This is a genomic window from Spirosoma flavum, assembly GCF_042686045.1.
Lineage (GTDB): Bacteria > Bacteroidota > Bacteroidia > Cytophagales > Spirosomataceae > Spirosoma > Spirosoma flavum.
Genome location: NZ_JBHUOM010000019.1, coordinates 84,570 through 96,668, shown reverse-complemented (window position 1 = coordinate 96,668; position 12,099 = coordinate 84,570). Strand labels below are relative to the sequence as shown.

Sequence of the window (12,099 nt, the reverse complement as noted above, 5' to 3'; positions counted from 1 at the left end):
TTTAAATATCTGTAAATCAGTATACTTATCTATGGCTAAGCAGCGATTGGTGAATACGAAGTAAGTATCGAACTGGCCAGTCGCTTTGATTATACGCTTCCAACTGAGATATTTTGAAAAGCAATTGCCGCTCTGTTCGTCTTCTCTCCTCGGGAGATAGATTCTTCAGGTTGATTGGTAGCTGATGAAGTGCAAGATTTAGCTGAACACAGGCTGTGATCGGTAAAGAAAAATGAGTTGCCAGCCGCTGGACGTCTGATAATTTCCAGAGATCGGGTTTTGAGCGTCGGTTTCGAATGGCATTACCACTCAGCCCAACAGCAATACCCAATTGCTCATCATTGAGCGGACACTCGCGCAGCCGCCACATAACAGCCTGATAATTATTAACAAACGAGTGTAATGTAGTGCGTAAATAGTCGACCAAAGCTATAAATTTTTAAGTGAACGGAGGGAGTAATACGTAATGTTTACTAAAGATAGACATATAATGCACTTAATTAATCTTTTACAGGCAATATTCGTGCCGTTGTATACTTGCAGTTAAATCTTTAGAATAAATAGATGCATAGAAATCGATAATATATAGTTGAAAGTAAAAAAGGTCACTCGCTGGCGAATGACCTTTTTACTGTATTAAAGGATGAAATGCTTATGCTCGATCTACTTTAAGACGCAGCTGAAATTCGTCCATCTCAATTTCTGCTGCCATAGATTCAGTCGAAAAATCGTTCAGATCACTAACCAGTTCAAGAGAAACGGCCTGGACTTCCTGCTGAATATAGGCTTTAGTCTCTGCGTCTTCAATTGCTTTGGTCAAAACTTCATTATTACGTTCGAGCTGGATGATAATCTTATCAGTAACCGCAAATCCCCGATCTTTCCGTAGATTTTGAATTCTGTTTACAAAGTCGCGGGCGATGCCTTCACGGCGCAATTCGTCGGTCACCGTCACATCCAGCGCAACCGTCAGTCCACTTTCACTCGCTACGAGCCAGCCCGGAATATCTTCGGTAGATATCTCAACATCAGTCAGTTGTAAGTTGTAAATGCCGAGTTGTAAGCTGTCGTTTTGTTCCAGTTGTTTCAACTGCTCGGGAGTTATGGCCGTAATGGTGGCTGCAACGTCCTTCATTTGTTTCCCAAATTTGGGACCAAGCGCTTTGAAATTCGGCTTAACTTTTTTCTTGAGGAGACCGCTGGCATCGTCCACAAATTCAACTGCTTTTACATTGACCTCCGACATGATGATTGGCGCAACGTGCTCAATCTGACGGCGCGTATCGGCGTTCAAAACGGGAACCAGCACTCGGCTCAAGGGTTGCCGAACCTTCAATTTGTGGCCTTTTCGAAGTGAGTGTACCAACGATGATATTTGCTGGGCCAATTCCATCGAGCGTTCTAACTCCGCGTCGATCAACGCATGATCGCCTTGAGGAAAATTAGTCAGGTGTACAGATGTAGTGCCTTCATTTAGGTTACCATAAAGCCAATCAGCGTAGAAAGGCGCGATGGGCGACATCAACTGCGACACGGTACTTAGGCATTCGTGCAGCGTTTCGTAAGCTGCTTGTTTATCGATTGTCAACTCGCCTTGCCAGAAACGGCGACGTGATAACCGGACATACCAGTTCGACAACTGATCGTTTACAAAATCTTGTACAGCCCGACCCGCTTTGGTTGGATTATAGCTGTCAAACTGCTGCTCAACTTCCAGAATAAGCGATTGTAGTTTGGATAAAATCCAACGGTCAAGTTCAGATCGTTCGGCTACGGGTACTGTTCGCCCGACAAACGAAAACTGGTCCAGATTCGCGTAAAGAGCAAAGAAGTTGTACGTATTCGATAGCGTACCGAACAACTTTCGTTGCACTTCACCAATACCGTCTGTGTTGAATTTTAAATTATCCCAGGGTTCTGCATTCGTGATCATGTACCAGCGTGTGGCATCGGGACCGTATTTCTCCAGTGTCGCGAATGGGTCGGCGGCATTGCCCAGTCGTTTCGACATTTTGTTGCCGTTCTTATCAAGCACTAGGCCGGTTGAGACCACGTTTTTGAATGCCACCGAGTCGAACAGCATAACCGAAATGGCATGGAGCGTGAAGAACCAGCCCCGTGTTTGGTCAACACCCTCGGAGATAAAATCGGCAGGGAACGACTTTTTGAAAACGTCCTGGTTCTCGAACGGATAGTGCCATTGCGCATACGGCATCGCTCCCGAATCGAACCAAACGTCGATCAGGTCAGACTCGCGCTGCATGACTTTACCGCTCTCCGAAACAAAATATACTTCATCAACATAAGGTCGATGGAGGTCGTGATCACCTGACGAAAGTTTTTCTAGAAAAGCACCATTCTTTATCCGTTGATCATCGGTGAGCGCATCACTCCATTGTGCTTTTTGAACATGATCTGTCAATTCAGCAACCGACCCAATGCAAACTTCTTCACCCGATTCTGACCGCCAGATAGGTAATGGAGTTCCCCAGAAACGACTACGGCTGAGGTTCCAGTCCACAAGGTTTTCGAGCCAGTTACCAAAGCGTCCCGTTCCCGTACTTTCGGGCTGCCAGTTAATGGTTTTATTCAGTTCGACAAGCCGATCCTTCTTGGCCGTTGTGCGGATAAACCAGCTATCGAGCGGGTAGTATAAAATTGGTTTGTCGGTTCGCCAGCAGTGTGGGTATGGGTGTTCGTATTTCTCGACCCGAAAGGCTCTGTTTTCCTCCTTTAATTTAATGGCGATGAGCACGTCAGTCGGCTTGAAATCCGGATCCGCACGTTCTTCGTCAGAATAATATTCTTCCTTCACATACCTCCCGGCATAGTCCGTGATTTCGGCAACAAACTGGCCGTGTTTGTCCACGATAGGCACGTCTTTCCCGGTTTCATCCTTCACCATGATGGCTGGAATTCCGGCAATCTGTGCTACCCGAAAGTCATCGGCTCCGAAGGTTGGCGACGTATGAACAATTCCCGTTCCGTCTTCGGTCGTGACGAAATCACCCAGAATTACCCGAAAAGCGGGCGTTTCAGGTGTAACGTAGGGCATGAGTTGTTCATACTCAATTCCCTCTAAGTGATCGCCTTTGAAACCCGGTATATCAATGATAGTCCAGGGGATGATTGCTCCGGCACTCCGATCATCATCGAGCAGATAATCCACGAAAGCCCGACTATTCACGCTATCCTGATGCCCTTTTTCGTTAAACCACCGGCTCACCAATGCCTTCGCCAATACCACATTGATTGGTAAGAAGGTATAAGGATTGAAAGTTTTAATCAATACATAGTCGATGTTTGCGCCAACGGTCAATGCCGAGTTGGCGGGCAATGTCCATGGGGTAGTCGTCCAGGCAAGAATAAATATATCGTCAGAATCAGCTGCATCGAAGAGATAGGCCGATTTGCCAGTGAGTTTAGCCTTAAACTGGGCGACTATAGTTGTGTCGCGAACATCCTTGTAGGTGCCGGGCATGTTCAACTCGTGCGAACTCAAACCGGTACCAGCCTTAGGCGAATAGGGTTGAATGGAATAGCCCTTGTAGAGCATTTTCTTGCCATCCACCTCCTGGTCATACAACTGTTTGAGTAGATACCAGACCGACTCAATGTACTCGTTTTTGTAAGTTACGTATGGATTATCAAGGTCTACCCAATAGCCCATTTTTTGGGTCAGGTCGTTCCACTGGTCGGTGAAGCGCATGACTGTTTCCCGGCATTTGCGGTTGTAATCCTCAACGCTGATGCCCCCTTCTGATTCGGGTTTACCAATATGATCTTTGGTGATGCCGAGTTCTTTTTCGACCTGCAACTCAATGGGCAGACCGTGCGTATCCCAGCCACCCTTGCGTTCAACCTGAAAGCCTTGCAGCGTTTTATACCGACAAAAAATATCTTTTATCGTCCGGGCCATCACATGGTGAATACCCGGTGCGCCATTGGCTGAGGGCGGACCCTCGTAGAATGTGAAACTGGGCTTTCCTTCGCGGATAGCAACGGATTGTTCAAAAACCTGATTCTGGTTCCAATACGTTAAAACCTCGGCTGCGATCTTTGCGTAATCGAGGGACTCATATTGCTGATACTTCACGTCTGAGAGGATCATACGGCGCAAGTTGGTCTCGTGTTGATATACGAGAATGTTTGTGCGGTTAAAAAATAAGTGCAAAGATAAGTAAATAGACAGCACAGGCTGTCTGATCCTATAAAGCTCTATCAGAAGGCAACAAAAAAGCGAACCGCTGTGGTTCGCTTTTTAAGAAAGAGGGTTGAATCCTCTCAAATCGTCAGGATCGCAAACTCAACTCGACGATTCACTTTGCGTTCATCGTCGGTGCCTTTGGTCAGAATAGGTCTCGTATCGCCATAGCCGATAGTCTGAATCCGGTCAATGTCGAGGCCTTTCTGAACCAGATAGCGTTGGCAGGCAATCACCCGGTCGCGCGAGAGTTGCAGGTTCTTGTCGTGGTCACCAATGATGTCGGTGTGCCCTTCGAGCCGGATGGTCATGTTGGGGTTGCCCTGCATCATTGACACCAATTGATCTAACTCAGCGTAAGAGGCCGATAGCAAATCCGACTTCGACATCTCGAAATAAATATTTTTGAGTGTCACCTTATCGCCTACGGCTAAAGGTGTTAGCGTAATATCGCGCGTGAGTTTTTGACCCCCAGCCAGTTTGCTCAAGTCCAGAACGCCACTGCTCGATTGATAACCCCGCGCCGATGCTATGTATGTGTAAACCTGTCCTTTTACCAGGCTCATTCGGTAGGCGCCCGTTGAGGCAAAACTCTGAACAGAATCAATTGCCTGTTTGCTGGACGAAAGTTGATAGTCGATGGTAGCCGTAACGGGCCTTTTGTTTTTTGCATCACTGACCACACCCGACACGGCTATTAAAGTGGGGACGGGTACTGGTGCAGGAGTTGGTTTGGCCTTTGGCGTTTCTGGTTTAGGTGTTTCCATCTCACCGCCGGATTCGCCCGATGTTTGGGGGAGCGTCATTGGTTTTTTGGTCGGCAAGGGTTTCGACGGAGTGGGTGTTGGCGTAGTTTGGGGGGCATAGACAACCTGATCTGCCGGATTATTCACATATAAGTTATAGATGTTCCAGCAAACATATTGATCAGTGTTACATTCAAAAAGATCAAAGTTCTCCAGTCCTTTGTCTAAACGCTCAAAATAAAGCGTAAACGTGACTACATCACCGGGGAAAGTATTCCTACCGACGAGCACCTTTCTTCCGGTAGCCGGATCGATTTGTTCCTTTTTTAATGGAATTCCTTCTGCCTTCACAAACGCAAATGTTCGCGCTCCATTGGCCCCAACCAAATAGCCTGCCGGGTCGAAACCAATAGTTCCTGTGGATGTCGGTCTTCCGTTTCGGTCGTATCTCGGCTTGGCATTATCCGTATAGGTCAGATTCACAATGGTGTAATCTCTTGTTAAACGGATGCTGTTCACCGTCACCCCAGGGTCGGCGGGGCGACTACTGCTTGGCTGATTGCTGGTGTTGGGATAGGTATCGTCGGGAGATTGTTGGCTACCGGATGGATATTGCTGACCACCACCTGAGGGATACCCGGATGGATAAGAGCCAAACATACAGGACGAAGTCAGTCCTGCCAAAAAGAGGAAAATAAGGTAGCGTTTCCGCATGGATTTTACTATATAAGGCATTATTAATCAGAGGTAAAGAACGGGATATTTGACGAAAAATTTCATTGTCACAGTTCAGAATGAACATTTAATCGGCTATTTCTATGAGACGGTTTTACCAGGCCAATGGTTACGGTAGGCCGGTATAAACTTTAGTTTTTGAGAATCGACCTACTAAACAAGTAAAGGAATAGTAAAAATTGGTGGGCTGAATCTTACTACATAATAGGAAAAGACTCTGAACTCCTGCGCGTATGTCCCCCGAAAAAAAATCAGTTGTCTCTCGACGAAAATTCCTCGATTTGGCGGCTAAAGGAACCCTGGCTTCTACAGCGATCCTCAACGGTTTTCCAACTATAGTACCCGCTTCGGTATTTGGAAAAAACGCTCCTAGCAATCGAATTAACGTCGCGGCTATCGGTACGGGGCGTATCTCACGCGGGCACGATATGCCGGGCGTATGGCAGTACGATAATGCACTGATTATGGCCGTTTGCGATCTGGACAGTAAGCGGGCAGAGGAAGCTAAACAGTTGGTCAATAGTATTTACGCCAAGAAAGCGGGTAAGGATTACGATGGCGTTCGGGTGTATACCGATTACCGTGAACTGTTATTGAACAAAGATATTGATGCGGTACTTGTCAGCACGCCCGATCATTGGCATGCTCCCATTGTTATTGATGCCGTGCGGGCCAAAAAGGATGTGTACATGCAGAAACCGGCATCGCTCACTATTGCCGAAGGGCGTATGATGGCCGATGCCGTTAAACAGTCGAACCAAATTGTGCAGGTTGGGAGTCAGCAACGGTCGTCTGAACAGTTTCGGTACGCTGCTGAGTTGGTACGCAATGGACGCATCGGGCAGTTGAAAACCGTGTATGTCGGGTTACCCGGTGATCCATCGGGCAATGAGGAACCACAAATGCCCATCCCCAAAAACCTGAACTACGACATGTGGTTGGGGACGACACCAGAAGTTTACTACACTGAAAAACGGGTGCATCCCCAGGCTGACTTCGACCGTCCCGGCTGGCTTCGTTGCGAGCAGTTCGGCGCGGGAATGATTACCGGCTGGGGGGCGCACCATGTTGACTCGGCGCACTGGGCTATGAACACGGAATATACTGGCCCGGTTGAAATCTGGGGTAAAGCCGATTTTCCAAAACACGGTTTGTGGGATGTACACGGCATCTTTCGCACAGAAGCGATGTACGAAAACGGTGTACACATGGTTGTGAGCAATGAGATACCCAACGGCATTAAGTTCGAGGGAACTGAGGGCTGGATATTTGTATCGCGGGGCGATGCAGCCGTAACCGCCAGTGATCCCGTAGCTAAACAAAATGCGGCTAAAAAACTCGACGCCAGTGACCCCAAAATTATGACATCGGTGATTGGACCAAACGAGGTTCATCTAACCGTTAGTAAAGAACACCACGGCAACTGGTTGGAGAGTATTGTCAGCCGAAAACCGCCCATCGCCCCGGCTGAAGTAGGCCACCGGTCGTGTTCGGCTTGTTTGCTGCACCACGCAGCCATGAAACTGAACCGGAAACTTTACTGGGACCCCAAAAAAGAGCAGTTCAAAAACGACCCCGAAGCCAACAAACTTCTGTCTCGTCCGCAACGGGCTCCATATGCCATTAAGATGCTGGCATCGGCTAAAAGTCATTAAGGAGCAAGTTAGTAACACTTCAACAGAGGCTTTAGACACTAGACGTAAAGCCTCTGTTGAAGTGTCACAGATTAGATAAAAAACACCATCAATGCAGTTGATACCCACCGTTGTTTGCCTATTTATGGCTACGCTGATTGCCGCCTGTCAGTCGTCGGAGAAGAGCGAAAAAGATCCTGCTGCAATCCGGCTAATTACGTTAGACCCTGGTCATTTTCATGCCGCATTAGTGCAGAAAATGATGTACGAAGGTGTCGATTCGGTGGTGCATGTGTATGCGCCCGAAGGCCAGGACTTACAGTTACACCTCAACAAAATTCAGGGGTATAATACCCGCCCTGACAATCCAACCCATTGGAAAGAAGACGTATATAAAGGCGCTGATTTTCTGGATAAAATGCTGGCTGATCGGGCCACGTTAGGCAACGCCAAAAATGTGGTTGTGATGTCGGGGAATAACCGGCTGAAAAGCGATTACATTCAAAAAACTGTTGGCGCTGGCTTTAATGTATTGGCTGATAAACCGATGGTCATTAACGCTTCAACGTTTGATCAGCTGAAAGAATCGTTTGCCACAGCCGAGAAAAACAAGGTGCTGCTCTACGATATTATGACGGAGCGGTACGAAATATCTACCATGCTGCAACGGGCATTTTCCAGGCAAGCCGGGTTATTTGGTACATTGGAAAAAGGAACGCCCGGTAATCCCGCTGTTACGAAAGAGAGCGTTCACCATTTCTATAAGGATGTGTCGGGGAGTATTCTAACCCGCCCGTCCTGGTTCATGGATGTAGCGCAACAGGGCGAAGGCATCGTAGACGTAACCACGCACTTAGTTGATCTGGTACAGTGGGAATGTTTCCCAGAACAAATCATTGACTACCAGAAAGATATTAGCCTGACATCGGCCCGGCGCTGGACAACAGATATGAGTTTGAGCCAGTTTAAAGCCATCACCAAGCAGAACTCGTTTCCGGATTATCTCAAAAAAGACGTAGTGAACGATAGTATTCTTCGGGTGTATAGCAACGGTGAAATTAACTACCAGCTTCGGGGTATCCATGCCAAAGTATCCGTGACCTGGGCGTATAAAGCACCGGCAGGAGCGGGCGACACCCACTACTCGATCATGCGTGGCACCAAAGCCAATCTGGTTATTCGACAGGCAGCGGCTCAGCAATATAAACCCACCTTGTATATTGAGGCTGTTACCGGAAATAAGGATTTGGAGGCTTCGTTGAAAGCTGTTTTGCCGAAAATCCAGCAGGAATTTCCGGGCGTTGAGGTAAAGAAGGTAGCTTCAGGTTGGGAGGTGATTATTCCCTCAACATATAAAGAAGGCCACGAAGCGCATTTCGGTCGGGTTGCCCAGAAGTATCTGGATTACCTGAAAGCGGGTAAAATGCCCACCTGGGAAGTCCCTAATATGATTGCCAAATACTATACGACAACACAGGCTCTGGAGCTGGCAAAGAAGGCAAAATAGTATTTCACCCCGGCCCCGCTCCTGAAAACAGGAATGGAGAATTAACTACAAAATTTACTCTGGAAGTCAATTCGACACTTGCTCATTAACAAGTAGATATGAACGAATCACAAGCGGCCAATCGGCGTCAGTTTATCAAGGGATCTATTGCTACCGCGGCTGGCTTAGTTGCGTTGCCAACACTGGCCAGTGAGACGATAAGTGCGCCCATTAACCTAAGTAGTGGATCACCGGGAGATCGTTTAGGGAAACCAGTAGCATCTCGGATTCGGTTTGCTGTTATTGGCATGAACCACGGCCACATTTACAGTCAAGTTGAAGCCGTAACAAGAGGAGGTGGCGAACTCGTTTCCTTTTATGCCAAAGAAGCTGATTTAGCTGCCGCCTTTGCCAAGCGATACCCGCAGGTAAAGCAGGCCAAAAGTGAAACGGAAATCCTTGACGATAAATCAATTCAACTCGTTCTCAGTTCTGCCATTCCTAATGAGCGCGCGCCTATCGGTATTCGGGTAATGCGCGCCGGTAAAGATTACATGGCTGACAAGCCCGGCATTACTACTCTCGAACAACTCGCCGAGGTGCGTCGTGTGCAGAAAGAGACCAAGCGTATTTACTCGATTATGTACAGCGAGCGGTTCGAGAATCGGGCAACGGTCAAGGCTGGCGAACTGGTTAAAGCTGGAGCCATTGGCAGTGTTATTCAGACGATTGGCTTGGGTCCCCACCGAATGACGCCAAAATTCCGACCAGACTGGTTCTTTGATCGTGAGCGCTTTGGGGGCATTATCTGCGATATTGGTTCACATCAATTCGACCAGTTTCTGTTCTTCACAGGCTCGAAAAAAGCTGATATAGTGGCCTCGCAGGTCGGTAATGTTCACTACCAGCAATACCCCAAATTTGAAGATTTCGGCGATGTCATGCTTCGTGGGGATGGCGGAATGGGCTATATTCGGGTGGATTGGTTTACACCTGACGGGTTGAAAAGTTGGGGAGATGGCCGATTAACAATCCTTGGTACCGAAGGCTTCATCGAGATTCGGAAGAATGTTGACCCCGGTGGACGGGAGGGAGGAAACCATCTTTTTATAACGGACCAGAAGGAAACGCGTTATCTGGATTGCAGCAAAGAGCCGCTGCCTTATGGCGAACAACTTGTAGATGACATTCTGAATCGAACCGAAACGGCCATGTCGCAGGAGCATTGTTTCCTGGCAACAGAACTGGCACTCAAGGCGCAGAAACAGGCACAAACGATTCATCTTAATAAGTGAGATTCATTCCTTTTGCTAAGTTAGAAAGAAGTAATACGGTCAACGGTTACCCATTGACCATGAATCGACGGTCACGCGTAGATAATTGCCAAGTTGTGCTTATAGATTCATCAACCAGGCGCAGAAGATGAATCGATTTAGTACGGTATGGCTTTTAGGATTGTTTTTATGCTTGCTGTCCATAAGTGTTGGCCGGAGTCAGAACGTTAACTGGAAAAAAGTCAAGGTGCTGGTTTATACGAAAAATGGCAAAGGGTACGTCCATGATAACATTCCTAATGCGGTTGTGTGCATACAGAAACTTGGCCAGCAGAATGGTTTTCTGGTCGATGTGGCCGACCAGCCAACTAGCTTCACCGAAGATAACCTTAAGAAATATACCCTCCTGATTTTTCCAAGTACGAACAACGACGTTTTCGATACGGATGCCCAGCGACTGGCTTTTCGGCGCTATATCGAAGCTGGTGGTGGTTTTGTGGGCATCCATTCCGTAATGGGAACTGAGCGAAACTGGTCCTGGTTTAAGCGGATGATTGGTGGCACGTTTGCGTGGCATCCTAAGTTTCAGAAATTTAACGTTGACGTTATCGATTCAAAAAATTCATCGATGCAGGGATTGCCGAAGGTATGGGAGCGGGAAGATGAGTTTTATTTCACTAAGGAAATGTCGCCCGGTCCAACGGTCATTATGGCGAATGAGTTAACATCGCTCAATCAGGATGAACCGGAAAAAGTAAAAACATTCGGCGGGTCTTATACGCAACTTTATCCATCGGCCTGGTACTATAATTTTGATGGTGGCTATACCTGGTGTACCACGCTTGGTCACGCTAAAACAGATTACGAACGCGATCCTATGTTTATCCGGCACATTTACCAGGGTATCCGTTATGTGGCCGGACAAGTAACAACGATTGATTTCAGTAAAGCCTACGCTGATTCGAGAGACACACCAATTCGGTGAGTTTACTGACAACTGCGCGAAAAATTGACTTAAAAAGGCTACTTCCCATTAACTCTATTTTATGAACAAGTACACCAAAATTGGATTTACACTGGCATTCCTCTTAACCGTATCCTGTGATTTATTTAGCCAATCAACCACTATGCCACGGGCTGATTCCGAAACCATCATTGCGGCAAATGCTACGCTTCAAAAAATTTCCAGTCAGTTTAAATTCACCGAAGGTCCAACCCCTGATAAGACCGGAGCTATTTATTTTACCGACCAGCCTAATGATAAAATCTGGAAATATGGCGTTGATGGAAACTTATCTCTTTTCATGGATAAGGCTGGCCGCTCTAATGGCATGTATTTCGACAAAAAAGGGAATCTAATCAGTTGCGCCGATGAAAAAGATGAATTATGGTCCATCAGCCCAGATAAAAAGATTACCGTGTTGCTCACCGATTTTCAAGGCCACCGGCTCAACGGGCCGAATGATTTATGGATTGAACCAAAAGGCGGGATTTATTTTACAGACCCCTATTACCAGCGCGACTATTGGGATCGGAAAAAGCCAGATATCGATGGGGAGAAAGTGTATTATCTGCCGAAAGGAAAGAAAGAGGCTATCGTTGTTGATAGTGATTTAAAGCAGCCTAATGGAATTACTGGCACGCCCGACGGTAAATATTTATATGTGGCGGATATCAGGGACAACAAAACGTACAAATACCAGATACAGTCGGATGGTACCTTAACCAACCGCCAGCTTTACGTTAGCCAGGGGTCTGATGGTATGACGCTGGACAATCGGGGAAATCTTTATCTGACAGGCAAAGGTGTTACCGTATACAGTCCGACAGGCAAAAAAATTGAGACTATTGCGGTGCCATCTGGTTGGGTTGGTAATGTCTGTTTCGGCGGAAAAGACCGGAGCCTTTTATTTATCACCGCATCGGAGTCTGTTTATACGCTTCAAATGCAAGTAAAGGGCGTCGAGTAGCAGGTATCCGTAAACTCTACAGCTAAACCTAAGGTTACTCTAATACACGT

8 protein-coding genes are annotated in these 12,099 nt (G+C 47.1%); 5 read left to right on the top strand and 3 right to left on the bottom strand.

All coding sequences use genetic code 11. The annotated features are described in order from the left end of the window. Positions 1-25: 25 nt before the first annotated feature. From ACFS25_RS17505 to ACFS25_RS17495, 3 genes are all read right to left on the bottom strand, one after another. The gene (locus ACFS25_RS17505; protein WP_381503639.1) at positions 26-427 is read right to left on the bottom strand and encodes a hypothetical protein; all 402 of its coding nucleotides are present in this window, start codon (positions 425-427) and stop codon (positions 26-28) included. A gap of 225 nt (positions 428-652) precedes the next feature. Beyond that, complete coding sequence (gene ileS / locus ACFS25_RS17500; protein WP_381503637.1) at positions 653-4,111, bottom strand: isoleucine--tRNA ligase; 3,459 nt, start codon at positions 4,109-4,111, stop codon at positions 653-655. 173 nt (positions 4,112-4,284) lie between these two features. Beyond that, a complete protein-coding gene (locus tag ACFS25_RS17495) occupies positions 4,285-5,685 on the bottom strand; it encodes an OmpA family protein (RefSeq protein ID WP_381503635.1) in 1,401 nt (466 codons plus the stop codon). Between the two features lie 233 nt (positions 5,686-5,918). On the opposite strand from ACFS25_RS17495, the gene ACFS25_RS17490 reads away from it, so the two are divergent. From ACFS25_RS17490 to ACFS25_RS17470, 5 genes are all read left to right on the top strand, one after another. After that, a complete protein-coding gene (locus tag ACFS25_RS17490) occupies positions 5,919-7,340 on the top strand; it encodes a Gfo/Idh/MocA family protein (protein ID WP_381503634.1) in 1,422 nt (473 codons plus the stop codon). A 91-nt stretch (positions 7,341-7,431) separates the two neighbouring features. Further along, on the top strand, positions 7,432-8,826 hold the full coding sequence (locus ACFS25_RS17485; protein WP_381503632.1) for a putative oxidoreductase C-terminal domain-containing protein: 1,395 nt from the start codon (positions 7,432-7,434) through the stop codon (positions 8,824-8,826). 98 nt (positions 8,827-8,924) lie between these two features. Beyond that, positions 8,925-10,100, top strand: a complete 1,176-nt coding sequence (locus ACFS25_RS17480) for a Gfo/Idh/MocA family protein (protein ID WP_381503630.1) — start codon at positions 8,925-8,927, stop codon at positions 10,098-10,100. Positions 10,101-10,227: 127 nt separating this feature from the next. Then, the gene (locus ACFS25_RS17475; protein ID WP_381503628.1) at positions 10,228-11,064 is read left to right on the top strand and encodes a ThuA domain-containing protein; all 837 of its coding nucleotides are present in this window, start codon (positions 10,228-10,230) and stop codon (positions 11,062-11,064) included. 61 nt (positions 11,065-11,125) lie between these two features. Further along, on the top strand, positions 11,126-12,049 hold the full coding sequence (locus ACFS25_RS17470) for an SMP-30/gluconolactonase/LRE family protein (protein WP_381503627.1): 924 nt from the start codon (positions 11,126-11,128) through the stop codon (positions 12,047-12,049). Positions 12,050-12,099 lie beyond the last annotated feature (50 nt).

What these genes read in the sequence shown, in the direction of transcription:
- ileS (WP_381503637.1), bottom strand. Translation starts at nt 4,111, where the DNA reads ATGATCCTCTCAGACGTGAAGTATCAGCAATATGAGTCCCTCGATTAC.
- ACFS25_RS17495 (WP_381503635.1), bottom strand. Translation starts at nt 5,685, where the DNA reads ATGCCTTATATAGTAAAATCCATGCGGAAACGCTACCTTATTTTCCTC.
- ACFS25_RS17490 (WP_381503634.1), top strand. Translation starts at nt 5,919, where the DNA reads ATGTCCCCCGAAAAAAAATCAGTTGTCTCTCGACGAAAATTCCTCGAT.
- ACFS25_RS17485 (WP_381503632.1), top strand. Translation starts at nt 7,432, where the DNA reads ATGCAGTTGATACCCACCGTTGTTTGCCTATTTATGGCTACGCTGATT.
- ACFS25_RS17480 (WP_381503630.1), top strand. Translation starts at nt 8,925, where the DNA reads ATGAACGAATCACAAGCGGCCAATCGGCGTCAGTTTATCAAGGGATCT.
- ACFS25_RS17475 (WP_381503628.1), top strand. Translation starts at nt 10,228, where the DNA reads ATGAATCGATTTAGTACGGTATGGCTTTTAGGATTGTTTTTATGCTTG.
- ACFS25_RS17470 (WP_381503627.1), top strand. Translation starts at nt 11,126, where the DNA reads ATGAACAAGTACACCAAAATTGGATTTACACTGGCATTCCTCTTAACC.